This window comes from Variovorax ginsengisoli (assembly GCF_030811835.1).
Lineage (GTDB): Bacteria > Pseudomonadota > Gammaproteobacteria > Burkholderiales > Burkholderiaceae_C > Variovorax > Variovorax ginsengisoli_C.
Genome location: NZ_JAUSRO010000016.1, coordinates 147,804 through 171,906, shown reverse-complemented (window position 1 = coordinate 171,906; position 24,103 = coordinate 147,804). Strand labels below are relative to the sequence as shown.

Sequence of the window (24,103 nt, the reverse complement as noted above, 5' to 3'; positions counted from 1 at the left end):
GAAGCGATGGTCTTCCGAGGCGATGCAGGTGACGTTCTTGTTGAGCACGCTCAGGCGTTCGAGCGTGAGCTGCAACAGGCTCTTGCCGTCGATCAATGGCGCGAACTGCTTGGGCAAGGCCTTGCGCGACAGAGGCCACAGACGGGTGCCGCTGCCGCCGCACAGGACGACGGGATGAATGGATGAGGTGGTCATGGTGCAGTTGTGAGTGCCGGAGGCGAATCGAAAAAAAGCTGGCAAGCACGTCGTAAGTCGCTGCAAGCTGGCTGAGAAGCAATTGGTTATTTAACTCGGCTCTGCCAGCTCATAAGCATCTCCTCATACTCCCCAAGCACCCGTGTCCACGTAAACCGCTCGTGAAAACGACTGGCGCTTCCATTCTTCATGAGCTGAAGCTTTCCGTCATCATTCAGTAGCTGATCGAAGAGCGCTTCGCACTCCTGCTGGTTCTTGAAGTAAGCGGCCGACTTACCTGCCACCCAGCGATTGAACTGGTTGTCATGCGCGATCACAGCGCATCCCGCGCCCATCGCTTCGACCAACGACGGATTTGTCCCCCCCACAGTGTGCCCATGCAGATAGAAGCGGCTGTAAAACCGCAGCGCACCCACCACAGCCTTGTCGTAGATGGCGCCTGGAAAGATGACATCCGGGCCACCGGCCTTGATCACTGCACGGTGATAGGCATTGTTCTCTGCGTCGAATTTACCCAGCACCACCAGCTTGTGCGCCCGCGGTTTGGCGGAGAACGCCGTCACCATTTCCAGGAAAGAGTTCTCTGGTTCCGGGCGCGCAATGATCACCGAGAACTGGCCGGGTTGCAGGCCGTACTTCTCCAGCTTTGACACGTCGGCGGTGGTTACTTCATCGCCACCATAGGGAATGGTGGTGATCTTCGATTCACGCACCCGCGTTGCAAGGTGTGCCTTGATGGCGGGGTGATCGGCGACCAAGTGGTTGCCTACATAACAGCCCGCCCGTTCGTTCAGCCAGAACCACGCCTTGGCCACGCCACTCCACTTGTCGCGCTTCCATTCAATGCCATCCATGTTGATGACATTCACCTGGCCTTTGACGCGCTGGATGATGTTGAAGATGGCCGTGTTGTAGCCGAGGGTCAGGATCAAGCCGGTTTGCTTGCTGGCATGCCAGGCGGCGTGCCAATCGAAGATGACGGAGCCGGCAGAGCCTTCGCGCGCCACGGGAATATGAACGCGCTTTACGCCTTCCCACACGCTTTCGAACACCGGGCCTGCGCCGTCTTCCTGGCAATAAACGACCACTTCCCAGCCTTGGGCGACCAAGTAAACCGACAGCTTTTCAGCAAAGGTTTCGAAGCCGCCGTGCTGCGCAGGTACGCCGCGCGTGCCGAGAATGATCAGTTTTTTCTGGCTCAAGAGAAGACCTCTGCTGTGCTGAGTTGCTGGCCGACTGCGTCTTTGGCAGACAACTTCGGCGCCATCCCAATGTCCGGCCACTCAACCCCAATATCCGCGTCATCCCAAAGAATCGACCGCTCATACTGCGGCGCGTAGTAATCGGTCGTCTTGTACAGGAAGTCCGCCGTCTCGCTGAGCACCACGAAGCCGTGCGCGAAGCCCGGCGGCACCCACAGTTGCTTGTGGTTGTCTTCGTTGAGCTCCACGCCCACCCATTTGCCGAAGGTCGGTGACGATTTACGGATGTCCACCGCCACGTCGAACACCGCGCCGCGCGTCACCCGCACCAGCTTGCCCTGCGGCTGCTGGATCTGGTAGTGCAGCCCGCGCAGCACGCCCTTGCCGCTGCGGCTGTGGTTGTCCTGCACGAACTCCACATGCCGGCCCACCGCATCGTCGAAGGCCTTGCCGTTGAAGCTCTCGAAGAAGAAGCCGCGCGCGTCACCGAACACCTTGGGTTCGATCACGATCACCTCGGGGATCGCCGTGGGGGTGGCCTTCACTTGTGCACTCCTTCGGCCAGCAGGTGGTTCAGGTACTTGCCGTAGCCGTTCTTCTGCAGCGGTGCGGCCAGCTTCTGCAGCTGGGCGCTGTCGATGAAGCCCGCGCGCCAGGCGATCTCTTCGGGGCAGGCGATCTTCAGGCCCTGGCGGTGCTCCAGCGTGGCGATGAACTGCCCGGCTTCGAGCAGGCTGTCGTGCGTGCCGGTGTCCAGCCAGGCGTAGCCGCGCTGCATGATCTGCACGTTGAGCTGGCCTTGGTCCAGGTAGGCCTGGTTGACTGCCGTGATCTCCAGCTCGCCGCGCGGGCTGGGCTTGACGGCCTTGGCGATGTCCACGACCTGGTTGTCGTAGAAGTACAGGCCGGTGACGGCGTAGCTGCTCTTGGGCTGGGCGGGCTTTTCTTCAATGCTGCTGGCCTTGCCCTGGGCGTCGAAGGCGACCACGCCGTAGCGCTCGGGGTCGTTCACGTGGTACGCGAAGACGGTGGCGCCGCTGGTCTTGGCGTCGGCGCCGCCCAGCAGGGTCTGGAAGTCGTGGCCGTAGAAGATGTTGTCGCCCAGCACCAGCGCGCTGGGGGCGCCGGCCAGGAAGTCTTCACCGATCAGGAAGGCCTGCGCCAGGCCGTCGGGGCTCGGCTGCACGGCGTATTGCAGGTTGATGCCCCACTGGCTGCCGTCGCCCAGGAGCTGCTGGAAGCGCGGAGTGTCCTGCGGGGTGCTGATGATCAGGATGTCGCGGATGCCGCCGAGCATGAGGGTGCTCAGGGGGTAGTAGATCATCGGCTTGTCGTACACGGGCAGCAGCTGCTTGCTCAGGGCCAGGGTGGCCGGGTGCAGCCGCGTGCCGGAGCCGCCGGCGAGGATGATGCCTTTGCGTTGGGTCATGACGGGTTCGGTTCGAAGTTTGGAATTCAGAGGGTTTCGCGCAGCATGCGGGCGACGCCGGCCTGCCAGTGCGGCAGCGTGAGGCCGAAGGTGTCTTGCAGCTTCTGGGTGTTCAGGCGCGAGTTCTGCGGGCGTTTCGCCGGCGTGGGGAAGGCGCTGGTGGGCACGGGGTCGACGGCTTCGGGGCCGGCCTTCAGTTCGACGCCGGCGGCCTTCGCCTGTTCGAGCACGAAGCGGGCATAGCCGTGCCAGGTGGTCTCGCCACCGGCGACCAGGTGGTACAGGCCGGCCTTGGCCGGGTCGACCAGGGTGGCGCGGATGGCGTGGGCGGTGACGTCGGCCAGCAGCTCGGCGCCGGTGGGCGCGCCGAACTGGTCGTCGATGACGGTCAGGCGCTCGCGCTCCTTGGCCAGGCGCAGCATGGTCTTGGCGAAGTTGCCCCCGCGTGCGGCGTAGACCCAGCTGGTGCGCAGGATCAGGTGCCGTGCGCAGTGCTGGGCGACCAGCTGCTCGCCTTCGAGCTTGGTGGCGCCGTACACGCTCAGCGGGCCGGTGGCGTCGTCTTCACGCCAGGGCGTGCTGCCGCTGCCGTCGAAGACGTAGTCGGTGGAGTAATGCACCATGAGCGCGCCGATCTGCTGGGCGGCCTGGGCGACGACGCCGGGCGAGGTGGCGTTGAGCTTGCGCGCAAACTCCACTTCGCTCTCGGCTTTGTCCACGGCGGTGTGGGCCGCGGCATTGACGATGACGTCCGGGCGGATCTTCAGGACGGTGTCGGCCAGTTGCTCGGGGCGGCTGAAGTCGGCGGCGTAGTCGGTGCTGTCGAAGTCGAGCGCAACCAGCTCACCCAGCGGGGCGAGGCTGCGTTGCAATTCCCAACCCACCTGCCCGCCCTTGCCAAGCAGGAGGAATTTCATGCGGGGGCCTTGGCGGTGCCGGCAGGTTCAGTCGATTCGGCGTCGTACTGCTTCTCGACCCATTCGCGGTACGCACCGCTTTGCACGTTGCTCACCCACTGGGCGTTGGCCAGGTACCACTCGACGGTCTTGCGGATGCCGCTGTCGAAGGTCTCCGCGGGCTTCCAGCCGAGCTCGCGCTCGAGCTTGCGTGCGTCGATGGCGTAGCGCCGGTCGTGGCCGGGGCGGTCGGTGACGTAGCTGATCTGCTCGCGGTAGCTCTTGCCGTCGGCCTTGGGGCGCAGCTCGTCGAGCAGCGCGCACACGGTGTTGACGATCTCGATGTTGGGCTTCTCGTTCCAGCCGCCCACGTTGTAGGTTTCGCCGAGCTTGCCGTCGGCGAGCACGCGGCGGATGGCGCTGCAGTGGTCCTTGACGTAGAGCCAGTCGCGCACCTGCATGCCGTCGCCGTACACGGGCAGGTTCTTGCCGGCCAGGGCGTTGACGATCATCAGCGGGATGAGCTTCTCGGGGAAGTGGTACGGGCCGTAGTTGTTCGAGCAGTTGGTGGTGACCACCGGCAGGCCGTAGGTGTGGTGCCAGGCGCGCACGAGGTGGTCGCTGGCGGCCTTGCTGGCCGAATACGGGCTGTTGGGCTCGTACTTGTTGTCTTCGGTGAAGGCGGGGTCGGTGGCCGACAGGCTGCCATACACCTCGTCGGTGGAGACGTGCAGGAAGCGAAAGGCGGCCTTCTCGTCGGCCGGCAGGGTGTTCCAGTAGCCGCGCACGGATTCGAGCAGGCGGAAGGTGCCCAGCACGTTGGTCTGCACGAAGTCCTCGGGGCCGTGGATGGAGCGGTCCACGTGCGATTCGGCGGCGAAGTTGACCACGGCGCGGGGCTTGTGCTCGGCCAGCAGGCGCGAGACCAGGGCGCTGTCGCCGATGTCGCCCTGCACGAAGACGTGCGATGCATTGCCCTGCAGCGAGGACAGCGTCTCCAGGTTGCCGGCGTAGGTGAGTTTGTCGAGGTTGACGACCGCCTCGGCAGAGCCTGCGGTGCCCTGGGCCAGCCAGTCGAGGACGAAATTGGCGCCGATAAAGCCGGCGCCTCCGGTGACGAGGATCATTTTACTTTTCCAAAAAATAAATATACGTCAATTTTCATTTATTTCCAAAAATATCTCGAACGGCTTCCAAATATTGGAAACCGTATTTTTTAGTTGGCTCAATATATGAGCCCTCACCATATTCATTCCAGCAGCATATAACAACCCCATCCGACTTTCCGTTGTATTTGTTTAGCATATCTTTTCCCTTCTGCAAATGAGCTTTGAACTCCGCCGCATCACTAATTGAAAGATCGTGTAACGGGTCAGTACTCCCACCCCACGGACGCTTGTCCCAACCAGAGCTGAGGGGAAGAAAGTAAGGCAATGAAGAATTCTCCAATATCCAACGCCAGCTCTGCATGTAACCATCCGTCAATTCCGAATAGGACCTCGAAAATCTTCTGCTTCGGTCCATCTCTCCAGAATAGCCAACATGATAATTGTATGCACTAATCGCAGAATACCCCGCAGTAGGAAGAAGCTTCTTAACGTCGAAATTAATAGCCTGCGAGCCACCAACAAAGTAGATGCCCGGCAACCCGCGGGTTTTTACATAACTTTGAGCTCTACGAAAAAGCTCTTCGGTATTAGAGCCAAAAAGTGCAGAGTTTTTCTCCAGCCGCTTTGGATCAAAAACAAAAACAACTGGCATACCATTATTTTTTAAATAACTTTCATCCAGAAAGTATTTATCAACCCAATACTTAACCATCTCATCAAAATCGGCCAAACTACTAGGTTCATCAGAATGATTAGCCCACATTATCGAAAACCTAACACCATGCCGATCAGGCAATCGACCGTAAGCATCAATAGCATGAGAAAGCTTCACACCCTTGCCTGCACGCCAATACCAATCATAAATAACATAATCGATACCGTATTTGGCCATCCATCGCATCTGTGTGTCGACAACTTTGTCGTCGCCTTCAGGATAAAATCCTAGCAACGGCTCGATCCCTGCTCGCTTAATTCTTTTCCATGGATCTGCCTGACCATCAGCCGGAACATCCTTCCACCCCGGATAATAGTAAACACCTACGCTGTAATCTTTAGCAAACGAAAAACCAGCAAAAAAACAAAATAAAAATAGGAATGAAAAGATCTTTTTATTTAGAAAAATCATGGCCCCTCCCCATCAAATCCTCATATCCGTCGACCAATACTCGAGCTGAATCACCCCAGTTAAATTTTAGAAGTCGGTCATAGCCTTTTTCAACGGCCGAAGCACCATTCAACACTCCACCCTCTAAAGATTTCATGGTATTTGCGATATCCTCAACAGAATTAGGATCCACATAGAACGCAGCGTCCCCTCCCACTTCCGGCATCGAAGTAGTATTAGATGAAATTACGGGCACCCCATAAGCCATGGCCTCAAGTATTGGCATGCCGAATCCCTCAGCAAAAGATGGGTAAACAAACGCAAAAGCGCCCGAATAAAATGCCGGCAGCTCAAAATCAGAAACGGAATCAAAAAACTTCACTCTCGACTCACAACCCAGCTTAACAACCTCTTCAAAAATAGAAGCAAAGGAAAAGTCACGCTGCCCGACCACCACTAGATCATAAGAAGAATTGGCGGAGAACCAAGCCCGAATCAAATTTAAATGGTTTTTACGTGGCTCCAACCTTCCAACAATAAGCCAATATTTTTTTGGAATGAGCTCATACTTACTCAAAACGGATAGAACATCGTCTTTAGAAATTGCCTTGTACGATCCGACCCCATTATGTGTTACGAGAACGCGACTGGGAGCCACCCCATAGATCTTACAAATCTCGCTTTTTGAATATTCGCTAACGGTAAAAAGCAAATTCGAAACACGCGCAGAAAGGCGAAAGGAAAGCGAGGCAATAGCCCTGAAGGCACCAGGAAAAAACTCACGATGAGTTTCCACAAGAACGTCATGAATAGTGCAGGCAGTCAGTCCGAAAGACAGTGGCGACGCCCTATATTGAACATGAAGAATGTCGCAGCCATGCTTCAGCCGCAAAAAAGGCAACTGAAAAAAAAGACGAAATATGCCCGACATCGGCTTCATATAAACCAAATCTACGTTACTCGCAGCAAAGACAGGATACTTATCTATCAATTCCTTAGGATTTGCCAAAAAAAATACAAAGCGAATTTGCGGCGCCAACATTATTGCCTGCGAATAAATTCCAAGCAAGTAACTCCTTGAACCCTGATAAATTCCATCAAAAGTATGAAAATCAACACCTACGGAGAATTTTTTCAGCATTTCTTCATCCTACAAACTCGCCATAGCATACATCCACATCTTCTTCCCAGCGACTTTAAATCTATTTTTTCGAGAAAACAGATAAAGCCAATAATAAATAAACGATCTAGCAAGAAAGCCAAGAAAAAATATCATTTGTGCAATTTTCTTTGCCCCACTACCCTCTCGCTGCTCATACTCACTCAAAGTTGAGGTAATCCATCGAGTCTTGGTGCTTTTTTCCGTTTCAGATCCACCATGGATATGCATGAGCTTTGCCCCAGGGAAATAGGCCACAGAATATCCAATCTGCTTAATGTTCCTGCATAGTTTTATGTCTTCCGCATACATAAAGTAATCACTAGGAACACCGCCCACTTTGACAAGGACATCTCTCCTTGCAACAAGGCATGCGCCCGATACCCAATCAACCAACGTCTCCTTGCCAGAGGCAATACAAACACGTTGATCCAAATATAACGGCGGAAAATATTTAATACTAATCTTAGACAGAAAGAAAAAATGCGCGACGTAAGAAATTAAGCCCTTATCAAATCCGCATGCACCCGTCTGAAGTCTTCCATCAGGAAGAACTAAGGTTGGCGTCATCGCACCTATCGACGGATTCTTCTCCAAAAAAGAAATTATTTTTTTAAAAAAATCTTTATCGGCAATTCTGGTATCGTTATTCAGAAGAAAAACATAGTCTTCCGTGCAATGGCGAAGTCCAATATTATTACCTTTCGCATAGCCCAAATTCTCATTTGAAGTTATGAGATTTATTTTTGGGTAGTTTTCCCGAATAAATTCAACACTTCCATCAGAAGAAGCATTATCGACAACGATACATCGCAAAAACAGTTCATCCGAAATCTTGGATATATCTTCGAACAAGTCTTTGCAGAATTGCAAACCATTCCAGTTAACTATAACAACATTGAACACGAAATAAACTCCATAAACAATCAGGTGCAGCCATGCATCAAATTGAAAACACAAGGAAACACCCGGATGAAATTATTTCATCAAAGAAATTTAAAAAACACCTCTTGCAAAATAATTGCACACTACAAATACACCAAAGAATTTTAAAGCCGCTAAATCGCAGCCAGCGGCTTAATTCTTAGCAAACGCATCTTTTTGTATGCAACTAACAATGCAAGGCCGCCGAAAAGTCCATTTGTATAGTTATCCCAAATCGGTGTCGCGTAACCAGCAATAAGTGTAGCAACCACGAGGACAACTCCAAAAATCGAAAATCGAATTACATTTCGATCGCGACTTTTTAAAAAACCTCCGGCATACCCTCTAAATAAAAGTGCGTAAAAAATCAAATACGCAACCAAGAACGGGATACCGGCAAACAAAATCGAGGCGAAGAAAAAATTATCGATCAAAGGAGGCGTATATTCCAATATATTAAATCCGCTTTGCATCAACAAAAGACCGAAGACCAAAGACATTAAATTATTTTCGACGGCATTGAAATAATAAGCCCAAGACATCTGTCTACTATCGAGTGTTTGGGTGTTGAAAATAGCATTGGATGCGTAATTGAAACTATAAAAGAAATCTAATGCAAAAAACAACCCGATAACAAATAAAGCTCCAAGCAGCAGAAAAAGAAGAGCGCCCAACTTCCCCTTTCCAGCCATTGACTTAATTTGGTATACCAAAATAACTGACACCATCAAAAGAAATATCAAATAGATCGTTCGTGTATATGTGTAATAAACACAAACGCCAACTGCGATCGCAACTAAGACACTGAAAATACCTCTTGCATATCCCGCCGCCCAAAGCAGACCTAAGCAAGTGACGAGAAAAAATCCGTGATCCTGGCCACTTTGGAATATTCCAGTAAGACGATACGTTCCATCGAATTCAATAGAATTAAGTCGCTGATTAGTAGAAAAAATACCGCCTGACGGGTCAACGAAGGTAACGTAATAGATTTGAAAAGCACTAATCAACAAATCAATGCCAAAAACATAAACGGAAATGAATTTGAGGCAACGATCCAAATCATTATCACGTTTATTAGAAAATAGCGAAATCCAAATTAATGGAAAAAAACTATTAAATGCCGTGATTAATGTATATCCCTCGTACTTTGATGGATATGTAACACCTGGACGGATTAGATACACAAAGAAAGCTATCACTGACAGAACTATGAGAACTCCACATGCGAGCGCAATTAACCTGTCATCGCCTTGCTTGGAAAAGAAAATGGCTTTTGATACCAAATCAAAAACCACAAACATTAATATTAATAAAAACAAGAAAACTGTAGTGCTAAGTGTGGCACCAAAATATCCGAAGAGAGTTCCCAGAGCAACAATCAAAGGAACCCAATAAATCAAACGAATCATCGTTTCCCTTGATATTTCTAATTAAATAAAAGATTTTTCCAAATCTTTGATATGTTAGATTTTGAATACTTTCTTGCAACCTCCGATGAAGCCAGCTTTCTCAATCTAAGCTCATCCGGATACAACTGCCAGCGACGTAAGCAATTGCTGGCATTAACGAAAAAATCTTCTTCACTAAAAACAAGATCACTCAATTCACTATTCTCGAGAATTAGCTTTGGACCGACATGATCTGTAACGACGGGAATGCACCCACAAGCCATTGCCTCGATTAGAGATATTCCAAATAGCTCTTCCCAATTTTTTCTTCTCATGGAAGGCAACAAAATAACATCACTCTGTCGAAATAAGTTAGCCATTAACTTAACATTTGAGATGAAGCCTTTGTACTTAACATTAGGCAATGAGCACGATTCCACCTTTGCAACCAATTCACCTTTCCCTATAAAGCAGAAATCAATATCAGGAAAAACTCTAGCCAAGTCAATTATCTTATCTATGCCCTTACTCTCAATTAATCTACCGGCATAAATTACTCTTAAATTTGTCAGCGACTTCTCTTTAAAATTCTCATCATACGAAAAAAAATCGTCATATGAGTGAAAGACCGTAGCAATTTCCTTCTTAGACGGTTTGATAAATTGCGCGATACTTTCAGCGCAAAGTGGCGTCACAACAGCAATTTTATGAACTCGATATCTCAGAAAAAAGAGCCAAATTTTCTTTAACACAGGAGAGAACCGATTCATTCCAAAAGGAAATCGAGTTCCATCCCAGATATTCCAAGAAGTGTGGTAAATTAAATCAGTTTTTTTGAAAATTCGACTAAGAAAAAAAACTCTCCAATCCAGCGGCGCAACACCCAATATCACTTTATGCCGCTTCAAAAGACCAGGAAACAAAAACCAAAGCCCTAAAAGCATGGCATTTCGAAGGGCTCGCCTCAAAGATTTTAAATTTCGTTCAACAAGAAGTGCTTTCCCTAGCTTTCTTAAAATTGAAAACTCAATATAAACCACATCGGAGGCAAGTTGCTCAAAAAGATATGCGGCTGCCAAATAATGTGCGGGCGCGCCATTTTGATGGACTATATACAGTTTACTTTTTTTCAAAGCTTTTCCAAAACGCATAAATCATCCCTACGACAATTAAGCATTGAGTAGCGAATGTTGCAAATATCACTCCCGTGACCCCAAACCTATTAAGCAGTGGAAACAAATACGTCATATGCAAAATTGCACCACCCACGTACAAAATACTCAATTTCGAACCATTCCCGCGAGCAGCGAGCCACCAGTGACCAAAAATAATCCCGACAGCAATAACCGGAATATACGGGGCCATCAATTTAAAATAAAATGGGGCACTTCCGGCATTTACGCCTAGGTATCGGCTAACAACATATTCTCCTAATAGCCACATTGCTAAGCCGATAAAAAAAGCAAATGCAAAAAATACAGTCCCATATCTTTTCAAAAGAATCAGCTTGCCAGCATCATCTACAGCACAGAACCGCGGGTATATTGCTTGCGAAATGGGGGACATAAAGTTCTGCAGCGCAAATTTCAAGCGATCTGCCGCGTAATAATTTCCAGCCGCAACGGCTCCGGTCCAATGCCCCACCACGAATACATTAATGCTTGTATAAAAAGTAATTGCGAAATTTGCCAAAAATAATGAAGAGCTGCCCTTAATACTTGCCCAAACCTCAAGAGGAGACGGAATATAAAAAACCACTTCCTTCTTAAGAATTAAATTCAAATTAAGATATACAGCCGGAATTATATAAGCCAACCCAAAAACAAAAACTGCGTTATTAGTATCAGCAGCGGTTGAAACCACTACAAACGTTAATAAAAGCACTAAGAATCTTGAAATCCCCGTAATTACGGACATGGGCAACATTTTCTCGGTGCCCTGAAAATACCATATTGGATAAAATATATTTCCGAGTACGCCAGTTATGCATATTCCAATTACGATGATTTCTTGACTCTTCAAATTAATGAAAAAAAGAAAAGGAAACAAGACAACTATTCCGATAGAAAATATTATTAACTTCGAAAAAATAGTTGTCCAGTATATTTGGGATACAGTTTTTCTATCCTGCCGCACCAGAGATATTTCTCTGGTTGCAGACAAGTTATATCCGTAATCCGTCAGCACATTGAAATACTGAATAAATGCCACTGCCATCGAGTAAATTCCATATTCTTTGGCGCCCAGCGTGCGTACCAGATACGGCAGCAAAAGAAGAGGAAATACGTAATTTGTGCAATGCAAAAACAACAAAAAGGAGATGTTTTTTTTGACCGACGCCATTTGGCTAGTTATCAAAAAAGAGATCGCGAGTGTAGATTTTTCCGCCTACATCAGTCAAATCATCGGTAACCCTGTTGGCGACAATAACATCCGAAGAAGATTTGAATTCATTTAAGTCCGCAATTACTTCGGATCCAAAAAAATTCGACTCGGCCAACGCAGGTTCATAAAGAATGACTTGGATGCCTTTTGCCTTTAATCTTTTCATGACGCCTTGGACACTCGATGCTCTGAAATTGTCCGACCCCGTTTTCATTATCAATCGATAAATGCCGACAACTTTGGGGTTTCTCGAAATTATATCTTTGGCAATAAAATCTTTTCGCGTGCTATTAGATTGAACAATAGCATTTATTAGATTCTGAGGAACCTGCTTGTAATTCGCCAACAATTGTTTCGTGTCTTTTGGCAAACAATACCCTCCATACCCGAACGAAGGATTGTTGTAATGATTACCAATACGGGGATCAAGGCACACACCTTCAATAATCTGGCGAGAATCCAAATTGTGTGTTGCAGCATACGTATCGAGCTCATTGAAATAAGCAACACGCATCGCTAAGTATGTATTTGAAAACAACTTAACTGCTTCCGCCTCTGTAGACACGGTAAACAGCGTAGGAATATTTTTCTTTATTGCTCCTTCCTGCAACAATTTAGCAAAAATCTCCGCTCGCGTAGAGCGTTCACCTACAATAATTCGACTGGGATGCAAGTTGTCATATAAGGCCTTTCCCTCTCTCAGAAATTCCGGGGAGAAAATGATATTATCAGTTTCGAATTCTTTTCGAACACGGGCGGTGTAACCAACAGGAACGGTAGACTTAATAATCATTACCGCATTAGGGTTTATTCGTTTGACATCACGAATAACCGCCTCTACTGATTTAGTATTAAAGAAATCCTGCTCAACGTCATAGTCAGTTGGCGTTGCAATGATTACATAGCTTGCACCCTCGTACGCTTCATGCATGTCAAGCGTTGCGCGTAGATTTAACTCTTTATTTTTTAAATAATCTTCTATTTCGACATCAATAATCGGACTTACTCTAGCATTCAAGAGTTGAACTTTTTCCGGAACGATATCTAAAGCAACGACCTCATTATTTTGAGAAAGCAGTACTGCATTAGATAATCCAACATAACCAGTTCCAGCGACAGCAATTTTCATAATGCATCAACTTAAAATATATAAATTCTTTATGAGCATCTTGCAAAGAAATATCTATGCATTGCTCTTTTTCATTTTGATCCGTGCCCGGTGGCAACAACCCAAATAGTTTTCAAGAAAATGTATGCATCTTGGCGGATTGACAGCCTTTCGACGTACCGAACGTCAAGAGCAACACGCCGGCTATAGCTAACAGTATTTCGACCGCTCACCTGCCACAAACCTGTTACTCCTGGCCGAACGGCGCAATAGTGATTCCAAGAGTTGCCATATAAATTTTTCTGGTCCAGCATGCATGGCCGTGGCCCGACTACGCTCATATCACCGATCAGTACATTCCAAAATTGAGGAAGCTCGTCCAAACTAGTTTTTCGGATTAAGGCTCCAAACTTTGTAATTCTCGGGTCTTTTTCAAGCTTTTGAAATTTAGCCCATTGCTGTCTTGCATTTTCGTCTGTGCGCAAGTACTCGTTTAAGATTTCTTGTGAGTTACTCACCATTGATCGAAACTTATACAATTTAAACACGCGCCCGCCTTTTCCATATCTCGGCTGTGAGTAAATTCCCGGTGCACCGGAAGTAAGCAAAACAAGCAACCAGATTAGAAGATAAAGCCATCCAAAAGCAGCGAAGAAAAATATTGCCGCGAGGATATCAACGACTCGCTTCATGATGACCAAAGAAGCGGAATGCGCACGGGGTGATGAAACGAGTCCATTGAACTCTTCATTCTCACCACGGTTATTTACTGAAATTTCAGCCATAGACATAGCATCCTCTGATTTTGAAACGATTTTTTTTTTCATCAACTACTCCTGACCAAGCATCTCTTAGTTTTGATCGAGAGCTCAACATATTTACAAACAGTAACAACGATGCTTGGTGTTCTTAGAGCTTATAAAACGAAAATTTTTACGAATCAAAAAAGCATCTTCTTTTTATGCTCTTAAATTTAAGATGCTTTGTCATCGCCGTATTTATAGGTCGTATATTTATAAGCGCCATATTTGTATCCGTAGCTCCCGTAATGCCGACGCGTCATGTCTAATGCGTTCAAAATCACCCCATTGACTACGCATCCCACATGTGCCAATCGTTTAACGCTTTCATTAATTTCGCCAAGCTGCGTTTTATCTGCGCGCGCAACCAGTAGCACTGTGCCTGCATGAGGGGCAACGGCTGATGTGTCGCCTGCGACCAAAACAGGAGCAGTATCAATGATCACGAAGTCATACTGAACTGACATCTGATTCAAAATTTCGGAAAAAGAGTCACTCATTAGAAGTTCGGCTGGATTTGGGGGCAAGACACCAGTGGTGATCAAATCCAGATTAGGAAAAACTTCACGACGAACGGCTTTTTCGAGCGAAATACTTCCAGTTATCAACTCTGAAAGCCCATTCGTACGAGCGACTGAGAAAACTTGATTTATATAGCCTTTGCGTAAATCAGCGTCAATCAGTAGAACTTTTTTGCCTGTATTAGCCACCACAGCAGCAAAATTTCCCGAGATAAAGCTCTTACCAACACCAGGAGTTCCGCCAGTCACAAGAACACGATTGTTCGGGGCTTCCAACATCGCAAACTGCAGAGCAGTTCTTAAGCTTCTTAGACTTTCTATTGCAGCATCATCTGGCGCAAAGTTCATTAACAAATGAACGCCAGGGCGTTTTGCCCTAATATCCCCGTCGATTGCAACCTGTCTAGCGCTCAAAGGAATTGTGCTATATACATTAAGTCCCGTATGCGCCTCAATTTCGCTTGGGTTATTTATGCCGCCAAAGAAAGAATTGCGAATTATTGCCACCGCAACTCCAGCGAAACCGCCAAGAATAAGCGACATCAAAGCAACAAGAGACTTCCTTGGTTTCACGGGTAATTCAGGGACAATTGCCTCATCCAAAATTCGAACATTCCCGACCTTCCCCTCTTTGGCAAGGTTCATTTGAAGCGAGCTATTTAACAAGGAAACATAAAGATCGGTATTGACCTTGATATCTCGCTCCATCCGCACGGTGTCTTGCTGTAGCAGTGGCAACTTTTTGATTCCAGAATTTACTGCCGCTATATCTGCATTAATCGCCGAAATCTGACCATCTATTGTCTGCATGCTTGGATGCTTATTCGTGAATTTTTCAGCGAGATCGCGCCGTTTTTGCTGGGCCTCAAGCAATTTTGATTGCAGATCGACAATTTGCGTTAAAGCATTTTTGGCTTCATCGTCTAAGCTTACAGTTCCCTTTTCATTTCTATATTGATTGTAAGTCGCCTCCGATTGCTCCAACTGCCTTTTATATGCTGGAAGCTGTGTGCTCAAAAACCCCAGAGTTTTTTCAGCCTCGGCCGCTTTGCGCTCAATATTTTGACGAACATACAACCGACCAATTTCGTTCAGCAATAACGTAAGTTTTTCGCTATTCGAGCTTTGCCAGCTGACATCTAGAACACCGGATTGCTTCCCTTTTTCAATAACTCTAATATCATCTTGGAGCGAGTTCAAAGTCAACTGTTTTGAATTTCTTGTTAAATTAAATTTAGCGCCTTGTTTAGCATTGATATCGCCAACCAAAATGGTAATTTTTCCGAAGCCAGAAATATCTTGTTGAACTAGACTACCAACTTTGCCCTTGATCTCTTGATCAAATTTAGGATGAGTTATTGTAAATTCACCATTTGCTCCTGAAGTCAAAGTGAATTCGGAAGCCTCCAAAGCCGACGGGACATCGAAACGAGGGACTAAAATACTTTCTGTCCCAGAAACGAATCCGCCCACTCCAAAAATACCTGGATCGGATAATTCTTTTGCACGACCCGCAAGCCACCTACCAATTAATGGGATGTATCTAGGCGAGGTATCAATATATAATTTAGTATTCTCTACCGCTTGACCAAGAATCATGCGCGATCGAATAATTTCTATTTCACCCGCGGCAGGTGTTTTCACATCAAATAGACTAGATGCGGCGTCACCTAAAAAACTACCTGCAGATTTTTCCGAATCCTCAACTTGCACCATCAAGTTTGATTCATAAACTGGTTTTGTAAGAAGCGCGTATACGATACCCAGCATTAGGCATGCCGACGCTATTGATGCAACCAACCATCGATGGTCGATGACGATATCAATATATTCCGAAATATTGACGTCGCTATTTTCTTGCGACTGCGCTGCTGTATTTGCTTGATTTGAGAAGGCCATCTAGATATTCTTTTCTTGTGACACAATTTTTTCAATGCGCGCTATCCAATGCTGAGAAGCATCTTCAATTTGTCGCAAGACATCTTCGAAAAAATATTTTGAACGACGATATGGGTCAGGTACATCAACCATCGAAAGCCGAAAGACCTTCCCACGGGTGGAGCGGAAATTATTCTCGATGAACTTTTTCTGTTCTTCATCCATCACCAGTATTAAATTTGATGCATTGCAAATGGATGGTGATATTTGACGTGCGATATGGGAGGCTATATCAATCCCTTTAGCTTCCATGAGTTCTATCGCAATAGGGTCAGCATGATGTCCAATTAATGCACCTATCCCTGCTGAGCGCACATTGATTTGCGGCAGGGCATTTGCGAGAAGTCCTTGAGCCATTGGACTTCGGCAAATATTACCTATGCATACAGTTAAAATTTCGCGGATCACTTTGTTGATTCACTACCATAATAAACCACTTGCGCGGAAGGTAAAATCAAATTCACGATGCGATTCCACACCACCAAAGGTACGGGATCAATGTAAACGACGTCACGCGGTTTAAGCGGAAATCTATCAGCTAAAGCCAGAGCCGTGGGGTTCTTCGCATTCAAATGGAAGATTTGCGGATTTCCCTCGCTATTGTTTCGGATAACATAGATTTGACCAGTGTTCGCTGTAATCAAATTAGGTCCACCCGACTCGCCCAAGGCTTCATTTAAGCTAAGTTTTCCGTTGCGCATTAACAGTGCCGAAGGCCGAGCAATTTCCCCCATCACATAAACTTTGCTCTCATCACGATTCCTCACATTAATGACATCGCCATTTTGCAAAGGAATCTTGCTCGCATCTGAAGACAAGTCTTGCAATAGCTGTAAATTTATGGTGAATGTTTTATCGTTGCGGGTCAATGTGATAAAGGACCTGTCGCCATTGGCTGTGATCCCACCAGATCGGCTTATCGCTTCAGCCAGCGTCATCGGCACATCTGTAAATATCTGCAGGCCCGGCGTTCTTACTTCGCCTTCGACGTACGCTCGTCTGCTTCGGAAAGATTGGATCCGAACGGTTACTTGCGGGTCCTTGATGTATTCGGCAATACGATTCCTTATCAAATCGGATGCTTGAATTTCCGTAAGACCCTGCAGCCTTACATGGCCTATATAAGGGAAGCTGATCTCTCCATTTGCGCCAACGATAAATCCAGGCGAAACATTTACTGCCGTAGAGTCAGCTTGTTGAGAAATCACTGCTCCGGCGTTCGGCAAAAGTTCGGGATGGTCGTAAACAAGCACTCCAATTACATCGCCTGGCCCGATGGTGTATACAGGAGGTTTGCCAAACAGCGATTTAATTTCTGGCGAGACGTTCCTAGGCTGAGTTTGAGCAAGCGTTCTAATTAGCGCGGGAGAGATAGAGGTAATTACTCCTTCCGGTGCGCCATCTGCAGACAAATATTGAAAATCGGGCGGCAAAGACTGGTCCGCATCCATAGGCCCAGCGAAGCCGAATCCCGGAACAGCGCAACCTTGCAGGCTCAGCAAACCAGCAAGCCCCAGGACAACGCCCGCTCTCCCAATCCAAGTTTTTGTGCTCATCCTTGCCATATTTGCGTTCGTTCTCAAAGTAGTCAGTGCTGAAAAAGTAGACCTATGCCCGGCTCCAGCAACATCTGGACCGGGTAGGTGACATTCGTTAAAAATTTGTGTTCTCCTTGGCTGCGCCGCCGGGTGTCAACGGGCTTGCTGAGCAGCTTCTTCTGAAGGTAAGGTTGCGGCGGGGAAGGCCTGCCGGGTTGATGGGGGCCACCGTGGGCAGCACGCACAGGCGAGGGGCGCGCAACGCACAAACAGCACTTCGCCGCACCCTTACAGTGCAAACGACCGCAGAATATAGCCGAGGAAGCCTGTTTTCGAGAACGAATGCACAGCTTCGGGAAATCGATCCGACACCCTCTGCAAGGGCGCGAGCCGCCTTCCCCGCCTCAACGATCGAGTCCACCAGCCTGACGTCCGTCGGCAACATGTGTGTCGGAGATTCGCATGGCTGGTCCTTTGGGGAGTGGTTCTTAGGGCCGGGCTCGCAACAATGGTGTTGCAGATGTGGCGATCACAAGGGAAAACACCACTTGTAAATGGTAGTTCACAAGCTTGTGACAATCATGAAACAAGTCTAGACGATGATGATGACAGTCGCGTTTTTTTTTCACGCTGTAACCAAAGGGCGGTCAAAAGGCCTATTGACAACCCGAACTTCTGGTATTAGCCGGCGTGTTCGACGCGGTTTCTGCCTAGCGCCTTGCTTCGGTATACCGCGGTGTCTGCGCGCAACAGCATGTGGTCGAGGGTCTCGCCCTCCCCTCTGTGGCTGGCAATGCCAAAGCTGGCGGTAGGCGGTGTAGGCGGCTTCGGGGACGTTGCCCACGTGCTTGCCAAGTAGGTGTCGGCATCGAAGGGTTGAAGCAGGGCGTTGCGCAACTGCTCCGCGGTGTGCTCGGCGCGGGCGCCACCGCTGCCGGGCAGCAGCGCCAGAAACTCTTCGCCACCGTAGCGGCCAAGGTGCCCCCCCTCCCCCAGCACGCGCTGCATGCGTGCCACAGCCAGGCGTAAAACGGCATCGCCCACCAGATGCCCGTAGGTGTCGTTCACTAATTTGAAGTGGTCGATGTCGATCATCAGCAACGCCATGTCACTGCCGGTGCGTTGGCAACGGTCCAGCTCCTGTTCGCACAGGTTGAGGATGGCCCTGCGCGTGAGGGCGCCGGTCAGTGTGTCGTGCGTGGCCATGAACTCGAATTCGGCACGCATGCGGTCAGACGCCAGCACCACCGCGCCAATGGTGAGGAACAGCGCGGTCAGCGAATACATGACCAGGTAGCCCGACTGCAGCCAGGCGTTGTCCATGATGCCGTGGCCAGCCAGCCCGGCCACGGCGCTGATGCCGCGCAGCCCCGCCACCACGGCCTGGGCAACGAGCACACCGGTCATCAGGCGCATGCCCAAGTCGTCCGAGGAATGACGCATGTACAGGCGTGTGTGCATCACGAACATCAGGGTAACGGCGCCGGTGAAGAGGATGAGCCGTGCGGGGTAGTTCGGGTGCACGGCCATGAACCAGAACAGGCCCACGCCGAGCAGCAGGTTCAGGACGGTCCACTGCCGCGTACTTCCGCTGTCGCCCAGGAAGCGTTGGCTACCGACGTAGTGGTAGATGCAGGCCTGGAACAGCACCATGTTCGCCACGACGATGCTCACGAAGTCGGGCACAAAGCCGCGGGCGGCAAAGAGCAAGGTGCTGCCAAAGCTGAGCACGGGGCCGAGGGTCCATTCGCGCAGGCCGCCGACAGAGGCAGGGTAACTCCGACGCAAGAAAAAGATGACGAATGCCATCATCAAACCCATCACGCCGGCAACGAGGATGATGGAACGCGGGTCTAGGACAGAGGCGGTTTCAGACATGGCTTCTTACAGGGCTGCACCACGTTGTGGCGTACCCAATTTTGGGGACGAGGAATGCCCCATTTCCGAGCTGGGGGAAAACGTGTACGCCAAACGGCTGATTGCCTCTGGAAAACAAAGGTGTTCAGGACTAAAGTCACAACACGGTGACGAACAGGTCACCGTTTGGACACAAAAGGTTGATAGGCAACCTATCCAACACTGAGCTAGGAGACACGTTATGACTGCAAACATCCTGACCGTCCTCGGACTCGTCTGGTGCGCGGCCGGTGTGGCGGCATACAGCCTGATCAAGGTTGCCAGCCAGGCCGACGCGGCGGACGACATGGCAGCGCACCATTGAGCATGTATCGCCCTCGCGATACCCGCGACACCTGCGATTCCCGATTACTTTCATAGGCTTGTTTGGTCTATAACCGGCGGATGATGTCCGCCGCCGATTTTCCCCCGATTCCTTCGTCCATCGTTCGTGCATTCGCCCCGACAGGCGTACTGCGCGCTTCGATCAACCTGGGCAACCCGATCCTCGCCAACCGCGATGCGACCACCGGGCTGCCTTCAGGTGTGTCCATCGATCTTGCTCACGCGCTCGCTGCACGCCTGGGTGTGCCGGTCGAGCTGGTGGTGTTCGACAAGGCCGCGCAGTCGGTCGAGGCGGTGAAGGCCGAGCGCGCCGACATCGGCTTTTTCGCCATCGACCCGGCCCGCAGCGACGGCCTGCGCTTCACCGCTCCCTATGTGCTCATCGAAGGCAGCTACCTGGTGCCGGGCGCCTCTGCGTTGCAGGACAACGCGGAGGTCGACCGGGCCGGCGCGCGCGTGGGCGTGGGCTCCGGCAGCGCTTACGACCTGTTCCTCACGCGCGAACTCAAGGCCGCGCACATCGAGCGCGTGTTCAACGCCCAGGCCGTGGTCGACGCGCTGCGTGCGGGCACGGTCGACGTGGCCGCGGGCATTCGCAAGCAGTTGGCGACGATTTCGCAAGCCGATGCGTCGCTGCGCCTGCTGCCGGGGCGCTTCATGGTGATTCAGCAGGCGATGGGCTTGCCAGCCGGTCGCGGTGAAGAAGCCGCAGCGGCGCTGGCTGCGTTCGTGGAACACGCCAAGGCCAGCGGGTTCGTGGCCGACGCGCTGGCACGGCATCACATCGATGGAGCAGACGTCGCGCCTTAACGGGCGCAGAGGGGCGCGCAGAGGGGGCTCAGATGCTCGCGGCCATGTCGAGCCAGCCCCACCCATGGCGGCGACCAGCCATTTATGCAATTGGCGAACTGTGCGGAATGACGCAGATTCGCCACATATCGGTGCGTAAGGCCTCCGCGCGGTGCGACGCGCACGCGGGCACGCCGCTCATCAACGGATAATTGCGCGCCCCTGCTCGTCAAGGTTTTGGGTATTTTTTGCTCACAGGATTTTCGATTTATGCATTCCAGCCCAGTGGCGTCTTACGGCACTTCGCTCGCCGCTCACCGTGCCACGCTCAAGCCGACCTTGCGCGTGCTCAGCGCCTTGATGCTGACCGCAGGTTTGGCGTCGGCAGCGTTCGCCCAGCAAGGCATGGGCACGCAAGACCAGCGCAGCCAGTGGGGCATGTCGAGCCAGACGGCCACCCAGGGCACGACCGGCGGCACCGACAGCGGTGCATCGGGCACCACCGGCATGGGCGGCGGTGAGCAGTCGCAGCGCCCGGTGATCCGCTCGGGCAACTCGCCGTCGGGGCAAGGCAATGGCAATGCGAACGGCAATGGCCCGGGCAACGCAAATGGCAATGGCAACCTGCCTGCGGCGCGCACCGAGGTCGAAGTGCCCTCCACGCCCAACGAGTTCCAGGTGTTCGTGCAGGAATCGATCGGCCAGCCGCTGCCCATCTACGGTTCCGACTTCTTCCTCAACGGCGCTTCGGCAGCCGGCGGCGGCAGCCCGTTCGCACCCATCCAGAACATCCCTGTCACTGGCGACTATGCCTTGGGCCCGGGCGACGAACTGCTGATTCGCGGCTGGGGCGCGGTCGACATCGACGTGCGCGCGACCGTCGACCGCAACGGGCAGATCTCGATTCCACGCATCGGCACGATCAACCTTGCCGGCGTCAAGGCGTCGCAAGCCGAAGACGTGGTCCACGCCGCCATCGGCCGCGTGTTCAAGGACTTCGAGCTGAGCGTCACGCTGGGCCAGCTGCGTTCCATCACGGTGTACCTGGTGGGCCAGAGCCATCGGCCAGGCGCCTACAACCTGAGCAGCGTGTCGACGCTGGTAAGCGCGCTGTTCGCCAGCGGCGGGCCCAACCCGAACGGCTCGCTGCGCCATGTGCAGCTCAAGCGCGGCGGCCGCGTGGTGACCGAGCTCGACCTGTACGCCTTCCTGGCGCGTGGCGACAAGTCGGGCGACTTCAAACTGCTCGACGGCGACGTGATCTTCATTCCGCCGGCCAAGGACTATGTGGCACTGACGGGCAAGGTGACCTCCCCCGCCATCTACGAACTCAAGGGCCCGGAAGAAAGCATTGGCGACCTGCTGAGCGTGGCGGGCGGCATGCCCGTGGTGGCGGACCCGCGTCGCGCGTTCCTGGAACGCATCACGCCCGGCAAGCAACAGCCGCGCACGGTGGAAGAGTTTGCGCTGGACGCGCAAGGCCTGCAGAAGACGGTGCGCGCGGGCGACGTGCTGACCGTGCTGACGATGAATTCCGAGTTCTCCAACGCCGTGACCTTGCGCGGCAACGTGAACCAGCCGGTGCGCCAGCCCTTCCGCGAAGGCATGCGCATCAGCGACCTGATTCCCAACGCGGCGGCGCTGCTCAACCGCACGTCGGTACGGCGCCAGAACGAAGTGCTGCTGACGCCATCGCAGCGCCTGCAGGCCGAGCGGTTGCGCAGTGCCAACGGCGCCGTCCGCGGCACTTCCGCCGTACGCCAGCGCGACGACGAAGAGGTGCGCGAATCTTCGTACACGCTGGCCAGTCGCATCGGCCAGCTCACCGAACAGGTGAACATGGACTACGCGGTGATCGAGCGCGTCAACCGCTCGGACCTGAGCGTGACGCTGATTCCATTCAACCTGGGCAATGTGCTGAACAACCAGGGCTCGACGGACAACCTGCCGCTGCAGCCGGGCGACATCGTGACGGTGTTCTCGGTGAACGACGTGCGCGTGCCGATTGCCAAGCGCAGCGTGTATGTGCTCATCGAGGGTGAAGTGGGCAAGCCGGGCGTCTATCAGATGATGCAGGGCGATTCGCTGCAGAGCCTGGTCGACCGCGCCGGTGGCCTGACGCCAGACGCCTACCTGTTCGGCGCAAGCTTCTACCGGGAAGACGTGCGCAAGAACCAGCAGGAGAACCTGGAAAAGCTGGTGCGTCGCCTGGAAGCGGAGTCGAACTCAAGCCTGTCGCAGACCCTGCAGAGCCAGGGTGCCGCCGCCGATGCATCGTCTTCTGCGGTGCAGCTGCGCCTGCAAGCCGCGCAACTGGCCCAAAAACAGGCGCTGGAGCGGCTGCGCACGGTCAAGGCGACGGGGCGCATTGCGCTGGGTCTGCCGATCGACAACAACAATGTGGTGGCACGCCTGCCGGCCATGAAGATGGAGAACGGCGACCGCCTGGTGGTGCCCAACCGGCCGGACTACGTCTACATCTTCGGTTCGGTCAACACCGAGTCGGCCCTGGTCTACCGCACCAACGCGAGCGTTTCCGACTACCTGCTGCAGGCCGGTCTGTCGCGGGGCTCCGACCGCGACAACGTGATCCTGTTGCGTGCCGATGGCAGCGCGCAGACCAACACGAGTTCGTGGAGCAACAACGTGCTGAGCGCCACCGTGATGCCGGGCGACACGATCATCCTGCCTGAAAAGCTGGACCAGGAAACGACGTGGAGCGCGGTGGTTCGCAACGCCAAAGACTTCTCGCAGATCTTCTACCAGCTCGGGTTGGGTGCGGCGGCCATTCAAGTACTACGTAAGAATTAATTTACAATAATTTCACAATCATTTGACAAGTTGGAATATTTTCAGCGTTGTTTGGCCTGGTTGTAACTGATAGCATGAAATCTACTTTTACAACCAAAGAGGGTTTCATGAAATTTCGTCAATTGATTTCTGCTGTCGCTCTGACCGCCATGGTCGCTACGCCGGTGTTCGCCCAAACGGCTGGCACGGGTGCAGGCGCTGGCGGCACAGGCACGACCACTGCGGGTGCGGGCGCTGCAAGCGCAGCCGGTGCAGCGGGCGGCCTGGGCCTTTCCGCAGCCGCCATCGCGGTGGGTGTGGCTGCTGCTGTGGCCGTGGGTGTGGCCGTTGCTTCTTCGAGCAGCAACAACGGCAATTCGACGGGGACGACCGGTACGACCGGCACTACGGGTACCACCCGCTGATGGATAGCGCCCTCTTAGCCGGAGGGCGCTGCCGTTTACGCGCGCACGCTGCGGCGGTACGCCCTGCCTGGCGTGTGCGCGTTTTTCTTCAATGCAGCCTGTGGGCGGCATTGTCATTGGGCATATTGGCAATTGCGGGATGCTCGGTCGGCTCCAAC

At 51.7% G+C, this 24,103-nt stretch carries 22 protein-coding genes; 4 read left to right on the top strand and 18 right to left on the bottom strand.

The window, feature by feature from the left end; translation table 11 throughout:
• From J2W36_RS22335 to J2W36_RS22250, 18 genes are all read right to left on the bottom strand, one after another.
• Nucleotides 1-195: sugar phosphate nucleotidyltransferase (locus tag J2W36_RS22335; protein WP_307691972.1), on the bottom strand; the 195-nt coding region annotated here is incomplete at its 3' end.
• An 86-nt stretch (nt 196-281) separates the two neighbouring features.
• Nucleotides 282-1,397 carry a DUF1972 domain-containing protein gene (locus J2W36_RS22330; RefSeq protein WP_307691971.1) on the bottom strand — a complete coding sequence of 372 codons (1,116 nt, stop codon included), beginning with the start codon at nt 1,395-1,397 and terminating at the stop codon, nt 282-284.
• On the bottom strand, nt 1,394-1,942 hold the full coding sequence (rfbC, locus tag J2W36_RS22325) for a dTDP-4-dehydrorhamnose 3,5-epimerase (protein WP_307691970.1): 549 nt from the start codon (nt 1,940-1,942) through the stop codon (nt 1,394-1,396). Before rfbC ends, J2W36_RS22330 begins: the two co-directional genes overlap by 4 nt.
• Nucleotides 1,939-2,826: a glucose-1-phosphate thymidylyltransferase RfbA gene (rfbA, locus tag J2W36_RS22320; RefSeq protein WP_307691969.1), complete on the bottom strand. Its 888-nt coding sequence runs from the start codon at nt 2,824-2,826 to the stop codon at nt 1,939-1,941. Before rfbA ends, rfbC begins: the two co-directional genes overlap by 4 nt.
• Nucleotides 2,827-2,852: 26 nt before the next feature.
• Nucleotides 2,853-3,743: a dTDP-4-dehydrorhamnose reductase gene (gene rfbD, locus J2W36_RS22315; RefSeq protein ID WP_307691968.1), complete on the bottom strand. Its 891-nt coding sequence runs from the start codon at nt 3,741-3,743 to the stop codon at nt 2,853-2,855.
• Nucleotides 3,740-4,849, bottom strand: coding sequence for a dTDP-glucose 4,6-dehydratase (rfbB, locus tag J2W36_RS22310; RefSeq protein WP_307691967.1), 1,110 nt, complete (start codon nt 4,847-4,849; stop codon nt 3,740-3,742). Before rfbB ends, rfbD begins: the two co-directional genes overlap by 4 nt.
• Before the next feature lie 34 nt (nt 4,850-4,883).
• A complete protein-coding gene (locus tag J2W36_RS22305; RefSeq protein ID WP_307691966.1) occupies nt 4,884-5,957 on the bottom strand; it encodes a glycoside hydrolase family 99-like domain-containing protein in 1,074 nt (357 codons plus the stop codon).
• The gene (locus J2W36_RS22300) at nt 5,941-7,077 is read right to left on the bottom strand and encodes a glycosyltransferase family 4 protein (RefSeq protein ID WP_307691965.1); all 1,137 of its coding nucleotides are present in this window, start codon (nt 7,075-7,077) and stop codon (nt 5,941-5,943) included. Before J2W36_RS22300 ends, J2W36_RS22305 begins: the two co-directional genes overlap by 17 nt.
• Nucleotides 7,078-7,086: 9 nt before the next feature.
• Nucleotides 7,087-8,001 (bottom strand): glycosyltransferase family 2 protein, encoded by a 915-nt coding sequence (locus J2W36_RS22295; RefSeq protein WP_307691964.1) that lies wholly within the window; start codon nt 7,999-8,001, stop codon nt 7,087-7,089.
• 152 nt (nt 8,002-8,153) lie between these two features.
• A complete protein-coding gene (locus J2W36_RS22290; protein ID WP_307691963.1) occupies nt 8,154-9,431 on the bottom strand; it encodes a hypothetical protein in 1,278 nt (425 codons plus the stop codon).
• 17 nt (nt 9,432-9,448) lie between these two features.
• Nucleotides 9,449-10,561 (bottom strand): glycosyltransferase family 4 protein, encoded by a 1,113-nt coding sequence (locus tag J2W36_RS22285; protein ID WP_307691962.1) that lies wholly within the window; start codon nt 10,559-10,561, stop codon nt 9,449-9,451.
• Complete coding sequence (locus tag J2W36_RS22280; protein ID WP_307691961.1) at nt 10,530-11,753, bottom strand: oligosaccharide flippase family protein; 1,224 nt, start codon at nt 11,751-11,753, stop codon at nt 10,530-10,532. Before J2W36_RS22280 ends, J2W36_RS22285 begins: the two co-directional genes overlap by 32 nt.
• A 4-nt stretch (nt 11,754-11,757) precedes the next feature.
• Nucleotides 11,758-12,924 carry a nucleotide sugar dehydrogenase gene (locus J2W36_RS22275; protein ID WP_307691960.1) on the bottom strand — a complete coding sequence of 389 codons (1,167 nt, stop codon included), beginning with the start codon at nt 12,922-12,924 and terminating at the stop codon, nt 11,758-11,760.
• A gap of 71 nt (nt 12,925-12,995) precedes the next feature.
• Nucleotides 12,996-13,595 carry a sugar transferase gene (locus J2W36_RS22270; protein WP_307691977.1) on the bottom strand — a complete coding sequence of 200 codons (600 nt, stop codon included), beginning with the start codon at nt 13,593-13,595 and terminating at the stop codon, nt 12,996-12,998.
• Between the two features lie 281 nt (nt 13,596-13,876).
• Nucleotides 13,877-16,123, bottom strand: a complete 2,247-nt coding sequence (locus tag J2W36_RS22265) for a polysaccharide biosynthesis tyrosine autokinase (RefSeq protein ID WP_307691959.1) — start codon at nt 16,121-16,123, stop codon at nt 13,877-13,879.
• Nucleotides 16,124-16,570 (bottom strand): low molecular weight protein-tyrosine-phosphatase, encoded by a 447-nt coding sequence (locus J2W36_RS22260; RefSeq protein WP_307691958.1) that lies wholly within the window; start codon nt 16,568-16,570, stop codon nt 16,124-16,126. It lies immediately after the preceding gene.
• Nucleotides 16,567-17,718, bottom strand: a complete 1,152-nt coding sequence (locus J2W36_RS22255) for a polysaccharide biosynthesis/export family protein (protein WP_307691957.1) — start codon at nt 17,716-17,718, stop codon at nt 16,567-16,569. Before J2W36_RS22255 ends, J2W36_RS22260 begins: the two co-directional genes overlap by 4 nt.
• A 663-nt stretch (nt 17,719-18,381) precedes the next feature.
• Entirely contained in the window at nt 18,382-19,578 is a 1,197-nt protein-coding gene (locus J2W36_RS22250) for a GGDEF domain-containing protein (RefSeq protein WP_307691956.1), read from the bottom strand.
• A 220-nt stretch (nt 19,579-19,798) separates the two neighbouring features.
• On the opposite strand from J2W36_RS22250, the gene J2W36_RS22245 reads away from it, so the two are divergent.
• The 4 genes from J2W36_RS22245 to J2W36_RS22230 all read left to right on the top strand — a co-directional run bounded on the left by J2W36_RS22245 (nt 19,799) and on the right by J2W36_RS22230 (nt 23,945).
• Nucleotides 19,799-19,921 carry a hypothetical protein gene (locus J2W36_RS22245; protein ID WP_307691955.1) on the top strand — a complete coding sequence of 41 codons (123 nt, stop codon included), beginning with the start codon at nt 19,799-19,801 and terminating at the stop codon, nt 19,919-19,921.
• Between the two features lie 83 nt (nt 19,922-20,004).
• Entirely contained in the window at nt 20,005-20,751 is a 747-nt protein-coding gene (locus tag J2W36_RS22240) for a transporter substrate-binding domain-containing protein (RefSeq protein ID WP_307691954.1), read from the top strand.
• 249 nt (nt 20,752-21,000) lie between these two features.
• Nucleotides 21,001-23,541, top strand: coding sequence for a polysaccharide biosynthesis/export family protein (locus J2W36_RS22235; RefSeq protein WP_307691953.1), 2,541 nt, complete (start codon nt 21,001-21,003; stop codon nt 23,539-23,541).
• A 107-nt stretch (nt 23,542-23,648) separates the two neighbouring features.
• Nucleotides 23,649-23,945 carry a hypothetical protein gene (locus tag J2W36_RS22230; protein ID WP_307691952.1) on the top strand — a complete coding sequence of 99 codons (297 nt, stop codon included), beginning with the start codon at nt 23,649-23,651 and terminating at the stop codon, nt 23,943-23,945.
• The last annotated feature ends 158 nt before the right edge of the window (nt 23,946-24,103 follow it).